Origin of the sequence: Halomonas cupida (genome assembly GCF_900142755.1) — a bacterium.
GTDB lineage: Bacteria > Pseudomonadota > Gammaproteobacteria > Pseudomonadales > Halomonadaceae > Halomonas > Halomonas cupida.
The window spans coordinates 174,367-190,935 of sequence record NZ_FRCA01000004.1 but is presented as its reverse complement, the minus strand read 5'-3'; the positions used below and the strand labels follow the sequence as shown (position 1 = coordinate 190,935).

General features: G+C 61.0%; 12 protein-coding genes. 9 read left to right on the top strand and 3 right to left on the bottom strand.

Translation table 11 applies throughout. The features are described from left to right. Window positions 1-75: 75 nt before the first annotated feature. Window positions 76-972 carry a DMT family transporter gene (locus BUE38_RS09285; protein WP_073434916.1) on the top strand — a complete coding sequence of 299 codons (897 nt, stop codon included), beginning with the start codon at window positions 76-78 and terminating at the stop codon, window positions 970-972. Here BUE38_RS09285 and BUE38_RS09280 read toward each other — a convergent pair. Beyond that, a complete protein-coding gene (locus BUE38_RS09280; protein WP_073434915.1) occupies window positions 951-1,694 on the bottom strand; it encodes an arylesterase in 744 nt (247 codons plus the stop codon). The genes BUE38_RS09285 and BUE38_RS09280 overlap by 22 nt on opposite strands. Here BUE38_RS09280 and BUE38_RS09275 point away from each other — a divergent pair. The 8 genes from BUE38_RS09275 (at window position 1,693) to BUE38_RS09240 (ending at window position 13,716) form a co-directional block, all read left to right on the top strand. After that, on the top strand, window positions 1,693-2,469 hold the full coding sequence (locus tag BUE38_RS09275) for an ABC transporter ATP-binding protein (protein ID WP_073434914.1): 777 nt from the start codon (window positions 1,693-1,695) through the stop codon (window positions 2,467-2,469). The genes BUE38_RS09280 and BUE38_RS09275 overlap by 2 nt on opposite strands. Then, window positions 2,466-5,063: an ABC transporter permease gene (locus BUE38_RS09270; protein ID WP_084541844.1), complete on the top strand. Its 2,598-nt coding sequence runs from the start codon at window positions 2,466-2,468 to the stop codon at window positions 5,061-5,063. The genes BUE38_RS09275 and BUE38_RS09270 overlap by 4 nt, the downstream gene beginning before the upstream one ends. 63 nt (window positions 5,064-5,126) lie before the next feature. Next, window positions 5,127-6,566 (top strand): hypothetical protein, encoded by a 1,440-nt coding sequence (locus BUE38_RS09265; protein WP_073434913.1) that lies wholly within the window; start codon window positions 5,127-5,129, stop codon window positions 6,564-6,566. 158 nt (window positions 6,567-6,724) lie between these two features. Beyond that, window positions 6,725-8,110 carry a hypothetical protein gene (locus tag BUE38_RS09260; RefSeq protein ID WP_073434912.1) on the top strand — a complete coding sequence of 462 codons (1,386 nt, stop codon included), beginning with the start codon at window positions 6,725-6,727 and terminating at the stop codon, window positions 8,108-8,110. A 230-nt stretch (window positions 8,111-8,340) separates the two neighbouring features. Beyond that, window positions 8,341-9,873: a hypothetical protein gene (locus BUE38_RS09255; protein ID WP_073434911.1), complete on the top strand. Its 1,533-nt coding sequence runs from the start codon at window positions 8,341-8,343 to the stop codon at window positions 9,871-9,873. Between the two features lie 164 nt (window positions 9,874-10,037). After that, window positions 10,038-11,303 (top strand): serine hydroxymethyltransferase, encoded by a 1,266-nt coding sequence (gene glyA, locus BUE38_RS09250; protein ID WP_073435089.1) that lies wholly within the window; start codon window positions 10,038-10,040, stop codon window positions 11,301-11,303. Window positions 11,304-11,572: 269 nt separating this feature from the next. Then, complete coding sequence (locus BUE38_RS09245; protein WP_073434910.1) at window positions 11,573-12,496, top strand: HAD-IIB family hydrolase; 924 nt, start codon at window positions 11,573-11,575, stop codon at window positions 12,494-12,496. Then, window positions 12,493-13,716, top strand: coding sequence for a glycosyltransferase family protein (locus tag BUE38_RS09240; protein ID WP_073434909.1), 1,224 nt, complete (start codon window positions 12,493-12,495; stop codon window positions 13,714-13,716). Before BUE38_RS09245 ends, BUE38_RS09240 begins: the two co-directional genes overlap by 4 nt. Here the strand turns inward: BUE38_RS09240 and dsbG are convergent. Both dsbG and BUE38_RS09230 read right to left on the bottom strand, forming a co-directional pair. Further along, the gene (gene dsbG / locus BUE38_RS09235; RefSeq protein ID WP_234986852.1) at window positions 13,709-14,539 is read right to left on the bottom strand and encodes a thiol:disulfide interchange protein DsbG; all 831 of its coding nucleotides are present in this window, start codon (window positions 14,537-14,539) and stop codon (window positions 13,709-13,711) included. The genes BUE38_RS09240 and dsbG overlap by 8 nt on opposite strands. 130 nt (window positions 14,540-14,669) lie before the next feature. After that, window positions 14,670-16,472, bottom strand: coding sequence for a sugar phosphorylase (locus tag BUE38_RS09230; protein ID WP_073434908.1), 1,803 nt, complete (start codon window positions 16,470-16,472; stop codon window positions 14,670-14,672). Between the last annotated feature and the right edge of the window lie 97 nt (window positions 16,473-16,569).

The following is a 16,569-nucleotide window of genomic DNA, read 5'->3' as shown; positions in this document are numbered from 1 at the left end:
CGGTCTGCGGCATGGCGATAGACTGGCCTTCGTAGCTCGTAGCTCGTAGCTCGTAGCTCATAACAAGGACGTAGCATGAATTCTGATCGGCAGGCGATAGGCTATGGCCTGGCAGCCGTGGCGCTGTGGTCCACTGTTGCCACAGCATTCAAGGTGGCGCTCGGCTACATGAGCCCGCTGGAGCTGATGTGGATAGCGTCGCTGGTTTCCTGGGCGCTGATGGGCGTACTGGTGATCCATCGGGGGCAGATGCGCCGGGCGCTCAAGCAGGGTTGGAGCACCGCCCTGTGGGCCGGTCTGATGAACCCGGTGGCCTATTACCTGGTATTGTTTGCCGCCTATGACCGTCTGCCGGGGCAGGAGGCCATGGCACTCAATTACACCTGGGCACTGGCCATGGCTCTGCTTGCTGTACCGATTCTCAAGCAGACGTTGACGCGCACTGACATCGTCGCCGGTCTGATTGCCTATTCCGGTGTCTGGGTGATTGCCACGCGTGGCAAGGTTCTGGACGTCGACTTTGCCGATCCTCTGGGGGTGGGGCTGGCGCTGGTATCAACGGTGATCTGGGCACTCTACTGGCTGTTCAATGCTCGGGATGCCCGTCCGGCGATGGTTGCCCAGTGGCAGAACTTCTCGGTGGGGGTGCCGGTATTGACGGTGCTGCTGCTGCTCGGGCCCGGCCTGCAATGGCATGGGCCCGAAGCATTGGGGGCAGGCATCTATGTGGGGCTGTTCGAGATGGGAGTGGCTTTTGTGCTGTGGCAGATGGCTGTTCAGAGTGTCTCGCGTACTGCAAAGGTCTCGATTCTGATCTTTCTTTCGCCGCCGGTGTCACTCCTGTTGCTGCACTTTGTAATTGGAGAGCCCATTCTGTTCTCGACCCTGATGGGTCTTGTATTGATTCTCGGTGGGCTGGGCCTGCAGCAGTGGCAGCGCACGCCATCTGCTCAGGAAGATGGCTCTGCCTGAGACGCTTTTGCTTGAGACGCTTTGGTGGCCAACTGCACACCTTGTTCTCGCAGTAAGGGAGCGAGTTCGGCCCAGACGTTGTCGAGCATGAGAGGCTGAGCGTCGGCAGTGGGGTGAATGCCATCTTCCTGCATCAGCTCGGGTTTCAGTGCAATACCTTCAAGCAGGAAGGGCAACAGGGGCAGTTGATGTTCGTCAGCGAGGCTCCGGAACACCTGGCCGAAGGCCTCGCGGTAGGCCTGCCCGTAATTGGGGGGAATATCGATGCCCACCAGCAGGACATCGGCACCGCTGCTCCGGCTCTGCTCGATCATGCGGTTCAGGTTGGCTTGCATCTGCTGTGGTGGCAGCCCGCGCAGGCCGTCATTGCCACCCAGCTCGAGCACCACGATGTCCGGCTGGTGTTGTTCGAGCAGGCCTGCCAGACGACTGGCACCACCACTGCTGGTCTCGCCACTGATGCTGGCGTTGATCACCTGCGCCCGACCGTCGAGTCGTTGGTCGAGCAGTGTCACCCAACCGGCCTCCTGTGGGATGCCATAAGCGGCACTGAGACTGTCACCGACCACCAGTAGAATGGGTGACTGGGCTTGAGTCTGGGAGTGAGCAGTGCCGATGCTCAACCACAGGGCGGCAAACAGCGTAATGACTGACAGTAACCAGCGTCGGCACTTCAGTGGCCCGCGCTGCCATCGTCCAACTTCAGGGATAGCGTTCGTCATGTCCAAGGCTCCTGTTTCAACATCTCCATCCCATCTTCATGCGCCTGTTACCGAAGCCCCGGCTCCTGAAACCCCGGTTCTCGAAGCTCCAGTTCTTGAAGCCCGGGCTCTGGCAAAAAGCGTGATCAGTGGTTCGCGTGAACTGACTATTCTGCGTGAGCTGGAGCTCATCGTACACGCTGGTGAGAGCGTTGCCATTCTCGGCCAGAGCGGTGCTGGCAAGTCGACACTGCTGGGGCTTCTCGCCGGGCTTGATCATCCCAGTGAGGGCGAGCTGTTATTGTTCGGCGAATCCCTGACCGGCCTCGATGAGGATGGGCGGGCAGCGTTACGCAATGGCCGGGTCGGCTTCGTGTTCCAGAACTTCCAGTTGCTGCCGACGCTTACCGCACTCGAGAACGTATTGCTGCCTACGGAATTGTCGGTACAGAACCATCGGGAACAGCGTGCCCGCGAGTGGCTGGCGCGGGTCGGGTTGGCAGAACGCCATGACCACCTGCCACGCCAGCTTTCCGGTGGCGAGCAGCAGCGTGTCGCGCTGGCGCGGGCTTTCGTAACCTCGCCGGAGCTGGTATTCGCCGATGAGCCGACCGGCAACCTCGATCCGCATACCGGAGAAAGGATCATCCAGACGCTGTTCGATCTCAACCATGAGCAGGGCACGACTCTGGTGCTGGTGACCCATGACCATGCATTGGCACGCCGCTGTGATCGTTGTCTGCAACTGGTCGACGGCCGACTCGATGCCATGGAGTTGAGTGAGGCGACATCATGAGCCGGCGCCAGGTGATGGGCATCGGCGCTCTCTGCGGCCTTGCCGCGCGCAGTCTGCGTCGTGACCTGCGAGCCGCGGATGTGCGAGCACTGCTGATTGCGCTGATGCTGGCAGTGGCGGCCTCGACCATGATGGGATTCTTTCTCGACCGCCTGGAGCGGGGTCTGGTGCGCCAGGCTGGTCAGATGATGGGCGGCGACCTGGTACTGGAGCAGTCGGATCCCTTTGATGATGGTCTGCGTCGGCAACTGGTCGAGGCGGGTATGCGCCTCAGTGATCAGGTTGATCTGGTCTCGATGGCCAGTCGGGAGTCGGCCTTTCAGCCCGTCAGTATCAAGGCGGTGGATGAGGCCTATCCCCATTACGGCAGCTCGCGTATTGACCGGGGCCAGGGGAGTGAGGAGGTTGAGCATGGCCCGGCGCGCGGAGAACTCTGGCTTTCGCCACGGTTGCGGCAATTACTGGATATCGAGCTGGGGGAGTCGCTTCAGTTGGGGCAGTCGCAGTTCGAGGTGAGTGCCTGGCTGGAGCGTGAGGCGGATCAGTCGACGGGCTTTGGCAGCCTCAACCCTCGGGTGATGATGCATGTCGAGGATCTCGAGGCGACCGGCCTCATTCAGCCGGGGTCGCGACTGGAGTACGAGATTCTCGCGGCGGGTTCGGCACAGAGTGTCGAGCAATTGTCGCCGTTGCTCGAACGTCTTCGCCAGGACGGTGTGGAGGTGCGTGATGTACGCCATGACCGGCCTCGTCTGGGCTCGGCACTGGAGCGTGCTGATACCTATCTGAGCCTGGCCGGGCTGGCTGCTGTGTTGCTGGCAGGTGTCGCCGTGGCTCTGTCCACGCGGCGTTATGTCGAACGCCATCTCGACAGTGCGGCCCTGATGCGTTGTTTCGGCGCCTCGCAGGCCACACTGATAAGACTCTTTGGCCTGCAACTGCTGGTGTTGTCGGTGGTGGCGGCGTTGTTGGGGGCGGTGTTGGGGCTGGTCGGCCAGGCGCTGCTGGTGGCACTGATGCAGCCCTTTCTGCCGATGGAGTTGCCGCCACCGGGTTGGCTGCCCCTGTGGCTGGGCGTCTTGACCGCGCTGGCTGTGCTGGGTGGCTTTGCCGGACCAACACTGTTGCGCCTGCGGCGTGTCAGTGCCCTCAAGGTCCTGCGCCGTGAGCTGGATCCGCTACCGGCGTCAGCCTGGCTGATGGCGGCAGTGGCCGCGGGCTCCTTCGGTGCCCTGATGTGGCTCTATTCGGGCAGTTTCAGTCTGGCTCTCGGCTTGCTGCTTGGCGGTCTGGTAGCGCTGGGAGCCATGTGGTGGCTGGGAGGGCTGATTCTCGATGCGCTGATGTGGCTGGTTTCCCGGGTCGCTCCCGGAGCGCGTCAGGGCTGGCGTCATGCTCTGCAACTGGGAGCCAGGCAACTGACGCGTCGGCGCAGTCTGAGCCTTGGTCAACTGCTGGCCTTCGCTGTGACCTTCTTTGCCATGGCGATGATCAGCCTGGTGAGGGGCGATCTGGTCACCACCTGGCAGGCGCAACTGCCCGTCGATACGCCCAATCATTTCGCCATCAATATCCAGCCGGGCGAGCGTGATGCCTTTGCCGAGCAACTGGCCGAGATATCGGAGGCGCGCAGTGACCTGTATCCGATGGTGCGGGGACGCATTGTGGCGATCAATGGCCAGCCTCCGCGTGAGGCGGTTCCTGCGGAGGCGCAGGGCGAAAATGCGCTGCGCCGTGAATTGAACCTGACCTGGAGCAGCGAGCTGCCGAAGGGCAATCGCCTGGTGGAGGGTAGCTGGTTCGATGGTGTCGAGGTGTCAGGCGACTGGTATGCGGAGGTCGATAACGGACAGCCTCCGGAGGCTCCCATCTCGTTGGAGAGCGGACTCGCTGAACGCCTGGGACTGGCCATGGGAGACCGTCTGAGCTTCTCGGTGGGGGCCGACACCCTGACTGGAGTGGTGACCAGTATCCGCGACCTGGACTGGGACAGCTTCCAACCCAACTTCTATGTCATCTTTCCCCCCGGAGTTCTCGATGACTTCGCGCATAGTTTCATCACCGCCTTTCATCTCGACCCACTGGACGCATCAGCGGGACAGACGAATCCCCTGGCAAGCCTGGTCGAGGCGTTTCCCGGCGTGACCCTGCTGGATGTGGATGCTTTGCTTGGCCAGGTACGGGAGATGCTCGACCAGGTGACCAGAGCGGTGGAGCTGGTACTGGTGTTTGTGCTGCTGGCAGGTATCAGCGTGCTGTATGCGGCGCTGATTGCCAGTCATCCAGTGCGTGCCCACGAGAGTGGACTGTTGCGGGTGTTCGGTGCAGGGACACGCATGATGGCGCGTATACAGTGGGCGGAGTTCGCGATCATGGGATTGGCTGCCGGGCTGCTCGCAGTGCTGTTGGCCGAGATCGCGGCAGCCGTACTCTATCTGGCCTGGCTGGATCTGCCTCCGAAACTGCATCCTCTGCTGTGGATAACACTCCCGCTGTCGGCGGCGTTGCTGCTCGGCTGCGTTGGGCAATGGCTGTCACGCAACATCCGTCGTCAGGCACCCACGGCGAGTCTGGCACTGCTGGGCGATACTTGAGGAGCTGGTGATGCTTGTGGGCCAGGCGATACGGGACGGAAGGTACTCGACAGGAGGCTGCTGATGGCCAGTGACAAGCAGGACGAACTGCGTTTCCAGTTGCTCTCGGCACAGCTTGAGCTGGCGCGCAGTGAAGATCGGGCCGTGGTGGTGCTGGTGGCCGGCCATGCCGGGACCGGCAAGGGACATTTGATCAACCGGCTCAATCACTGGCTGGAGAACCGTCTGACCGAAGTCCAGGCGTTGGTGCCCAGCGAAGATGATCGGCGCCATCCCTACTGGTGGCGCTACTGGACTCGTCTCCCGCCGAGAGGGCGCATCGGTATCTTCGTGCATGGCTGGGTGGGCGATGCTCTGTTCGCTGGCGCTGCGCGGCGCCTGGGGGAGGGGGCCCTTGCCGATCGTCTGCAGGAGATTGTCACTTTCGAGTCAGATCTGAGGGCGGCGGGCATTACCCTGGTCAAACTATGGCTGGATATCGATGTCGAGGTTCAGGGCCAGCACCTTGCTGCACTGGAGGCGGACCCAGAGACACGCTGGCAGGTCACCGAGGAAAAGTGGCAGCGTCACAGTCAACATGAGGCTATTCAGCAGTTGGGGCAGCAACTGCGCAAGACCACCGCAACCGATGAGAGCCCCTGGCTGTGTCTGGACGCATCGCCCGGCAGCGATCTGCTCACGCCGGTGGTCGAACATATGATCGCGGCCATGGAAGGCGCTGGAAGATTGACCGAGACAACTGCGCGACCGGTCATCGAGCACTCGGTGTTGAAGGCTGTGCCGCAACTGTCCGACCTGGCCGAGCACACCGGTGCCATCGGCAAGGTCGAGTATCGCGAACAGTTGGCCAGTGCCCAGGCCCAACTGGCCGAGCTGGCACGCCGAGCCGTGTGGCGGGGAATTCCGTTGGTGGTGGTGTTCGAGGGACATGACGCCGCCGGCAAGGGCGGCAGTATTCATCGGCTGACCTCGGCGCTGGACGCCCGTACCTATCGGGTGCATTCCATCGCCGCGCCATCCGAGCAGGAGCTCCGCTATGCCTGGCAGTGGCGCTTCTGGCAACGCCTGCCGATCGATGGTTCAGTGGCGGTCTTCGACCGTTCCTGGTATGGGCGTGTACTGGTGGAGAGGGTCGAGTCGTTGATCGACGAGCCCGAATGGCGCCTTGGCTATCACCAGATCGTGGACTTCGAGAATCAGTTACTGAGCCACGGTACCGTGCTGGTCAAGCTGTTCCTGGCGATCAACAGTGATGAGCAGTTGAAGCGTTTCAAGGCACGCGCTGTCACACCCCACAAGCAGCACAAGTTGACCGATGAGGATTGGCGAAACCGGGCACGCTGGGATGACTATCAACAGGCCATCGACGAGATGCTGGCGGCCACCCATCGCAGTGAAGCGCCCTGGACGCTGGTCGACGCCAACGACAAGCGCCGTGCACGACTGGCGGTGTTGCATGAAGTCACCGCCAGACTTGCTGACCGGCTGCAGGTGGATCAGTAAGTACGCACTGTGTTTGGCTGTGCGGGGTGAAACATCCCCCGATTGGAGCCATGGTCGGTGTCGCAAAACCATGACATTATGCACGACATCAGGTGACGCCCCGCGTCGTCGCCTACGCTGGTGGAATGGTGTTATTCACAAGGGAGTGACTGAATCTCATGGCCAGATTGAACTATATCGCAGCGGCAGCCCTGGGCGTGGCGCTGGTGCCGGGCCTGGCGCAGGCGGATGCCGAGCAGCTCGAGCAGGACCTGCGTGCGCTGGCGGGTAAAGGTGGCGAGATCAATATCGGTGATGTTTCCGACGCGCTGTTGGGCGGCTCCAGCACCGCAAAGGATATTTCCATCACCCAGGCGGATGGTACCGTCATCACCATCCTCAGCTATAAGGTCGATGGTGACTACGAGAACCCTGACGAAGTCATCGCCAAGGGCATCAGAATCTCTGATTCGGATCTCGATATTGCCGCCGACAGCCTGACACTCGAGGCACCTGGCAGTGCCGTGCCCGACTTCTCTAACCTTTCGGCCACCTACAATGCCGAGAATCCGCTGCCGGGTCTGAGCGCAGAGGCGCTGGTGCTGGAGCAGAAGGAGCCGACCCTGCTGGATGACGACGAGTCCTCCGAGTTGCGTGGCGCCCATATCGAGATCGCCAGTGTCAGTGCATCGAATATCAGCAAGGATGCCATCGGCGAATTCAGTCTTTCCGATCTGAGTGGCAACGCCGAGCAATTTGCCGAGTTGGGAGCAGCGACCTTCAGTTTGCCTTCCCTGACCTTCTCCGGGCTGGTGGGGATGGAGGACGACGCACCCCAGTTCGATGATCTGCAGTTGTCAGACCTGGATATCAGTGCCGACAAGCTGGTGATGACGCTGGCGGGTATGGCCATGGACTCCAATATGGAGGACGGTGAGTATCGCAGCAGTCTGGACACTCTGACCCTGGATCTGGCGAAGATGATCGAGCTGGCACCTGTCGATGAGCGTACCAACCTGCGTATGGTCAGCAATGTCCTGACCGGTGGTACTGGCGAGTTGACTCTGGATTCGGTGCTGGATGGTACCTGGCAACAGGATGGAGACAACGGCGATCTGGCTAGTCGTTTCGAGCTGAGTGCTGCCGATGCCTTCAAGTTCAATTTTGATGCCGACCTGCCGGTTGCCATTCCCGAAGGTGTCGAGGCCAGCGAATACTTCGCCGGTCTGGAGGACTGGACGGAGCTGGATACTCTGGGCGGTGATGTCGTGCTCAACCTGGAGGACCTCGGTGTCTTCGGTCGCATCGTACCGGTAGCCGCTGCCACTCAGCAGATCAGCGAGGACGAGTTTCTGGCGCAGATGCGTACCCAGGCCGAGGGCTTCGGTACTCTGATGGGACCGCAACTGGGTGAACTGCTCTCAGGTCTGGTGCAGTTGATGGCCGGTGAGGCCAGCAATCTGGCGGTGAACCTGACATTGCCGCCGAGCGCTGAGGCCGAGGCACTCTCCCAGGATCCGCTGGGGCTGCCCGATGCGATGAAGATGCAGGTAACGGTCAAATAACGTCTCGTCGATACGACACAGAGTATTGATATTCACGAGCCCATGGCTGCCTCCGTCGCGAGTTGGTCATGGGTTCTGTGTTATTGGGTATCGGTGAGCGCCGAATAGGCCTGGTGTGGAATAGAGTGAATACGGGGTTGGCCGGGTGCTGGATATTGGCCGGGTGCTGGATATTGGCTGAGTGCTGGATATTGTCTGGGTGCTTGATATTGACGAGGGCAGGGGGATTCATGGAGCAGCGAATAACACGGGGTGCCCATGAGTGGCGCAAGGCCGGAGGCGTCGTGCTGGGGCTGGGCCTGGTACTGAGTGGTGGCCTGGTCTCGCCGGTGGCTCTGGCCGATGAGCAGCGCCTCGAAGTCGACCTGGCGCGGTGGTTCGAAAGCGGCCGTCTGCGTCACCTCGAGGTCAGTCAGCCATCGGCGGAGCTCACTCGAGCCACGGATATAGCCATTGCCTGGAGCAACGGCGAGCGGTTGCAGGTCGAGCAGTACGACGTTGAGGGCGACTATGACGATCCTGATCGAGTCGTGCTGTCGGGCGTTGTATTGACGGCAGCGGATATGAGAGTCGACGTCGCACGAATCGAGATCGATGACCCCTCCGAGGCTGTCTGGCGTCTGGACAGCTCGGAACCTGAGCTGAGTGCTGCGGGCATCCACACCGAGGATCTGGTGCTCACGGGCAGAGTCAGCGATGCCGACCTGGGGATCCCTCCCGACTATGCCGAGCCCTCGTCTTCAGCATCGCATCGCATCGAGGTGAGCATCGACAGCATCACTGCCGGTGCGCTCGATATGGCCGCCGAGCACGGCAGTCTCGAGGCCGTCAGTGTCGAGGGGCTGACCGGGTCATCCAACCAGCCTCGGCTGGAAGGCTGGCGGTTGGCGTTGGAGCTCTTCAGCCTTTCGGATTTCACCTGGGGCACACCCCGGGATGCGTTGCTCATCGGCGGCATGGAACTGGCGGGATTGGCAGTCGACAAGGACGATGTCTCGGTCGCAGGTATTTCTCGACTGACCAGTACTACAGAGATCACCGCTGAGCGTTTTACCTCGCACACCCGCCTGGATGAGGCCTTCGTCGACTTCAATAGATTGATTGCACTGACCCCTGTGGAGGGGCGTACGGTCATGCGCATGGTCAATAACGTCATGACCGGCGGCAGTGAACGTTTCAGCATGAGTGGAGAGGGCAGCGGTGCCATCGATGCGAAGGGGGCAAGCGTTCTTGCCCACGCCGATAGTCATATCAATGCCTCGGATGCCTTCGAACTGACCGTCAACTACGAGTTCCCGCTGGCTCTCCCCAAGGGCGAAACGGCCGAGGACCTGTTCACTCGCTTTGCCGATTATGGTGTGGCCATGGACCCGCGTGTGGAACTGGATCAGTTGTGGTTCCCGGTCAAGCCGCTGGGTGGGCGCCTGGGTCTGGTCTATCACGACCGGGGCATGGTGGATCGACTGATGAGCGTGGCCGCGGTCACCACGGGCCAGTCACGCAGTGAGTTGCTGGAAGGCATGGCCATGCTGTCGGACACCGAGACCATCGGAGGCGCAGGGCAGGATTCCCGGTTTGCCGGTCTCGGAGGATCCAGGAACGGCGAGAATGAGCTGTTCGACAGCGTGCTGACGTTGCTCGAGGGCGATGCGAGTGTCCTGCGCGTCGATCTTGAGGTACCGAAGTCGCTGGATATCCGCAAACTGGCCGATAATCCAGAGAAGTTTCTGGATCACCTGATCGTGACTGCCAGCGCAGAGTGACGGGGCGAATCCGGACGCCGCCACATCAGGCTTAAGGATTTCTCAAGCTGCCATGAGAAATGATGCAGTTATGCATGATGGTCTTTCATGTGAAAGCCGGCATGGCCTGCGCTATCATGGCGGCTTCCAATTCTTCTCTCCCCTGCAGCGAGGTTTTCCTGCCGATGTTCAGCCGTGACATGACGATTGCCGGTTTTGATGATGCTCTGTTCGACGCCATGCAGAAGGAAGTGGGTCGTCAGGAAGCCCACATCGAGCTGATCGCTTCCGAGAACTACGCCAGCCCTCGCGTCATGGAAGCGCAGGGTAGCCAGTTGACCAACAAGTATGCCGAGGGCTATCCGGGCAAGCGTTATTACGGCGGCTGTGAATACGTCGACGTGGTCGAGCAACTGGCGGTCGACTATGCGAAGGAACTGTTTGGCGCCACCTACGCCAACGTTCAGCCGCACTCCGGATCCCAGGCCAACGGCGCAGTTTTCCAGGCACTGGTCAAACCCGGTGATACGGTACTGGGCATGAGTCTGGACGCCGGTGGTCACCTGACCCATGGTGCTCGCCCCAACTTCTCCGGCAAGCACTACAACGCTGTACAGTACGGCATCGACGAGTCCGGTCGCATCGATTACGACGAGGTCGCACGTCTGGCGCGTGAGCACAAGCCGAAGATGATCATTGCCGGCTTCTCCGCATACTCCCAGATCATCGATTGGGCGAAGTTCCGTGAGATCGCCGACGAAGTGGGCGCCTTCCTGCTGGTCGATATGGCTCACATCGCAGGCCTGGTGGCGGCTGGTCTGTATCCGACGCCGCTGCCCCACGCGCATGTGGTCACCACCACCACCCACAAGACCCTGCGCGGTCCGCGTGGTGGTCTGATCCTGTCCGCCGAGAACGACGCTGACATCGAGAAGAAGCTGCAGTCTGCCGTCTTCCCCGGTATCCAGGGCGGCCCGCTGGAACACGTCATCGCCGCCAAGGCAGTGTGCTTCAAGGAAGCCATGGCGCCGGAGTTCAAGACCTATCAGCAGCAGGTCATCACCAACGCCCAGACCATGGCCGGTGTATTCATCGAACGTGGCTTTGATGTGGTATCCGGCGGTACAGAAGATCACCTGTTCCTGCTGTCGTTGATCAAGCAGGGCCTGACCGGCAAGGACGCAGATGCTGCTCTGGGGCGCGCGCACATCACCGTCAACAAGAACGCCGTCCCGGGTGATCCGCAGAGCCCCTTCGTGACCTCCGGACTGCGTATCGGTACTCCAGCCGTGACTACCCGTGGTTTCGGAAGTGACGAGTGCCGTGAGCTGGCCGGCTGGATCTGCGACATTCTCGATGTCATGGCGCGTGGAGAAGACTCTGCCGCCATCGAGGCAGAGGTCAAGGGCAAGGTCGAGGCGGTCTGTGCTCGCCTGCCGGTCTACCGTTGATTCTGATTGCTGCGCAGACGAAGCACGGCTAGCCAGGAAGGAAAACACTGACTGATTGCTGTGTTCGGCATGATCATCGGTTTTCTGGTTGGTCCAATATCAATGCCCCATTCTGGTGCGCCAGAATGGGGCATTGTCGTTTCTCTTCAGTGCATGTCCTGCCAACGGTATGAAGGCATGCACTTCGCCCCTGATTTCGTAGTGTTTTCTGTTTTTCTGGCATGTTGCCTGCTTGAGTCCTTTCAACACAGCAACTCGACAGGTCTGCCATGTCTGGTGCCATTCCTCAACTTCGTCCCGCAACTCGGCCACGCCTGGTGTTCACGGACCTTGATGGCTCCCTGCTGGATCACGACAGCTATGATTGGGCGCCGGCACGGCCCTGGCTGGTGGCACTCAAGGCTTCCGGCGTCATTGTGATCCCGGTGACCAGCAAGACCCGCAGTGAATTGCTGTCACTGCGCCAGATGCTGGAACTCAGCGCATCTCCTTTCATCGCCGAGAACGGCGCGGTGGTGGCATTGCCACCTGACTGGTGCCATGTCCGGCGCGATACCTCTCCAGGTACCGATGGTCTGGTGGTACGCAATCTCGGCATTGATATCGGTTTGATTCGTCGTCGGATTGCCATCTGGCGCCAGCGTCTTGGCGTGCACTGTCGAACCATGAGCGAGATGTCGCTGGAGGAGGTCGCTGAGTTGACCGGGCTGGGTGACCAGGAGGCGCGGCTGGCGCGTCTGCGTGAAGGTAGTGAACCACTGGTCTGGCGGGACAGCGACGACGCGATTGATGCTTTTCGGCAGGGCCTTGCCGGGGATGGACTGCGCGTGGTCCAGGGCGGCCGGTTCTGGCATGTCACCGGCGATACCGACAAGGGACGTGCTGTTGGTTGGTTGTGTCGACGATTCGAGGACCTGCGGGGTGAGGCGGCGGAAACTGTGGCGCTGGGGGATGGCCCCAACGACGTCAGCATGCTGGAAGCCGTCGAGGCCGCTGTGGTTATTCGCGGACGTCACGGGTTGAAGGTTACTCCTGCAACGCCCCGGCTGTATCGCACGGAATCCAGCGGGCCACAGGGCTGGGTAGAAGGTATCTCGTATTTCTGGGGGCAGTCCGAATCAGCGACTCAGGAGTCCGCTTCCTGCGGCTCTGCAGGCGAGAGCCCCGGCCATTCCACGGAGGGTGAGGCATGAGCGACTTCCATCAGAACGGCATTATTACCGATTTTCACAATCTGACACGGCGCAGCGTCGAGGACCTGGAACGGGAGCTGTGTGAGTTCTCCCGTCGCCGCCCGTTGGGGCTGATCCTGCCGTCACTGTATTCGGAGCTGGAGGGACCGGCGTTATCCGCCATCATCGATGAGCTGGCTCAGGTACCCTGGCTGGACGAGGTTGTCATCGGACTGGATTGCGCTGACCGGGAGCAGTTCCTGCATGCGCGTGAATTCTTCGCGCGGCTGCCGCAGCATCATCGAATTCTGTGGAATGATGGCCCTCGTCTGCGAGGCCTGGATGAGGCGCTGGCCGCCGAGGGCTTGTCACCTCAACAACCCGGGAAGGGACGCAATGTGTGGTTCTGTGCCGGTTATATCCAGGCCTCGGGGCGCACTGCGGCGGTGGGACTGCATGACTGCGACATTCTCACCTATGACCGCGGCATGCTGGCGCGCCTGATGTATCCAGTGGCCCATCCGCGTTTCAACTATGCCTTCTGCAAGGGCTATTACCCGCGGATTGCCGATGGCAGGCTCAATGGTCGTGTGGCCCGTCTGATGGTGACGCCATTGCTGCGGGCGCTGAAGATGATCCACGGACCACGACCTTATCTCGAGTATCTGGACAGCTTCCGCTATCCGTTGTCCGGTGAGTTCTCGATGCGTACCGAGGTGCTCGACGGTATCCGCATTCCCGCGGATTGGGGGCTGGAGATCGGGGTGCTCTCGGAGGTACAGCGCGATCACTCGACCAACCGCCTGTGCCAGGTGGACATTGCCGACATCTATGACCACAAGCATCAGCCGGTGTCGGCCGACGATGCCAACGCCGGGCTCAATCGCATGAGTCTCGATATTGCCAAGGCACTCTATCGCAAACTGGCGACTCAGGGGGTGGAGTTCTCTGCCGAGGGCTTCCGAACTCTCAAGGCCACCTACTACCGGCTGGCACTGGACCTGATCGAATCCTATGACCACGATGCAGTGATGAACGGGCTGACTCTAGACCGGCATGCCGAGGAGCAGGCGGTCGAGCTGTTTGCCGGCAATCTGATCGAAGCCGGCAATGCCTTTCTCGACAACCCTCGCGAAAAACCCTTCATTCCCAGCTGGAATCGTGTCAGGGCGGCATTGCCGGATCTTCCCGAGCGTCTGCATGCGGCGGTGGAGGCAGATAACTCGGGAGACGTCAGTTGAGTTCGGATCCCATGATGGTGACCAGTTGTTCGGGCGTCGGCGCTCCCTGGCTCATCTCCAGCTTGTCGCCGTTGTAGTAGACGATGCCTGGCGTGGCGACCATGCCGAAGCCGTAGAACAGGTTGTGATTGTCCTGCAGACGTTGCTCCAGGTCGCGGGGCAGGTTGTTCATGGGCTCGACCTTGTCGCCATTCTCATGGGCCTCGAGCATCGCTGATGGATCCTCGGCGGCGAGCATGGTCACTGCCTGGCGTGGACTGGCCGGGTCGAGAATGCCAACCATCACATGGCGCAGCTGTACCTTGCCGCTTTCCACCCAGGGACGGCTGTCATGGTAGAACTGGGTGCAATAGGGGCAGTTGGGGTCGGTAAAGATATAGACAATGCGTTCGGCATCGTCGCTACCGTCAGCGATCCAGGCGCTGTCGCCGAGATCCTGCCAGGCAGCGTCGTCCATCGGTCCCTGAACCAGGCGCTCCAGCGGTGCCTCGGAGAGGTTGTTGGCTTCGCTGTCGATCAGATTACCGACGATGGCGTGTTCTCCATCCGCTGTCACGAAGATGGTCATCGGCTGGCCCTGGTGGCTGGCGGCATAACCGGTCAGGCCATCGGGGGCGTCGAATTCACCGTGTACTTCGAGTCCCTCACGTTGCAGGGCTTCAATGGGGGCCGGGTAGTCGGCGGCGAAGCTGGTCTGGAACGGCAGCAGACCGAAGGCTGCCGCCGCCACCTTCAGGCGGGTCGGGCGATGGCGTAACAGGCGGCGTAACGGCTGGCCTGGCGATTGGTGTGTAGTGCAGGGCATGAGACTGGTACGGGGCATGAGAATGTTCTCTCCTGACTTCCTTGGGGAGGGGCAACCGCTCAGACACTGATATGCCCATGAGGTTCGGCGTTCTGAGGGATTGCAGCAGGATAAAGCCTCCCATCCTGGAACATCATGCAACCAATGGTCATGCTTCCGGCTGCGGCTCCTGGGGATCGAACACCAGCCACAGGGTGCGATAGGGACCAAGACTGTCCTGACGCTGCCAGACACAGCCCTCGATACAGTCCCACCAGCCCGCGACTTCCAACTCAGCCACCTGCAGGGCCTGTCGGCGGTCAGTGATATTGTGAATGGCCAGCAGGCGGCGTCCATTGGCCAGCGGACCGCGCTGGATGACCAGCAGTTCCGGTGCCGAGGCGATAACGCTCTGCCTGGCATCGGGATGAAAGCAGGGCTCCTCGCGACGAATGGCCAGGCGCCGCGTCAGGGCATGAAAGACTTCCCGCGTTGGTGTATGGCGGCTGTCCAACAGCTCCTCCAGCTCCCTGCGTTGCCAGCGCTTGCGGTTGATGGCGCGTAGTTGTCCACTGTGCTCGACGCCATCCTGGTCGTTCTGGGTGGCGGTCAGGCAGTGTAGATAGATGGCCGGGATACCCTGGAGAGCCAGCATCAGGTGCTGACTGAGCAGAAATCGCTCGACTTGCCACGGGTCAGGCCCCTTGCGCGTGCCGCTCATGGCGTCGAACCAACTGATGTTGATCTCGTAGGGGCTGTCGCTACCATCGGCATGGCTGCGCATGCTGATGAAGCCACCAAAACGTTGCATCAGCGTCATCAGAGCGTCGATTTCATGGGCCGCGAGCCAACCCTCCAGGGGGCGCACGCCAATGCCGTCATGACTGGCAGTGAAGTTGAGATAACTGCAACCCGTCGGCAACTCAGGCAGGCTGTCCAGCCAGCGGGCCAGAGTCCCGGCCTCGCCGCTGGTCAGGGTGTGTAGCAGCAACGGCGGCAGGGTGAACTGGTAGACCAGGTGAGCCTCATCGGTGTGGGCGTCCGGACCATCCTGTGACAGGCGTTCCAGGCCGAAGTAACTGATATTTTCAGCATGGGGCACATTGGTCTCGGTAATGATCAGGGTGCCGGGGGCCAGATGGTCAACCACCAGTCGCAGCAGCCGGACCACCGCATGGGTTTCCGGCAGATGGATGCAACGGGTGCCCGGACGCTTCCATAGATAGGCGATGGCATCGAGGCGGATGATTCGTGCGCCCTGCTCGAGATAGAACAGCAGAATGCCGATGAACTCCAGCAGCACGTCCGGGTTGGCGAAGTTGAGGTCGATCTGGTCTTCGGAGAAGGTTGCCCATAAATGCCGGATACCGCGCCGGGTGGATACCGGTACCAGCAGAGGCGAACTGCGTGGGCGTACCACATCGGTCAGGTCGGTATCCGGGTCCATCTCGATGAAGAAATCACGACCCGGCAGGTTGCCGCCGAGGTAGTCGGCAAACCACAGCGACTCCCGTGAGGCATGGTTGAGAACCATATCGACCATCAGATCGTGGTGCTCGGCCAGACGTCGAATGTCCTGCCAGTCACCCAGTGCGGGATTGACTTCACGGTAGTGGATCACCGAGAAACCGTCATCGCTGCTCCAGGGGAAGAAGGGCAACACATGCACACCGCTGAACACCTCTTCGAGCCGGTTCTGCAGGAATTCGTGCAATACCGCCAGCGGTGGGCGCTGATCTTCAAGTAGGGAGTCGCCGTAGACGATCAGCCATTGATCCGCCTGGCTCCACAGTGATGCTGGTTCCGCACCATGACAGTGCGCCAGATCGCTGCGATGGGCATCAATGAGTCGTCCCAGGCGGCGCATGACCTCGTCACGACGTTGGCTGTAAAGCATCTCGATCAGCTCGCTGGCGCGCTGTTCGAACTGCTCCCGGGTGGGCTGCGGCGATACGCTGGCATCGATCGACATGCTGTTCTCTCTACGCTGCGGAGTCTCTCTGCTCTAGCACAACTCATGCCATGTCCTGCGATACCCCTTGAGAAGCTGTCCGCCGGAGCCGCCAACC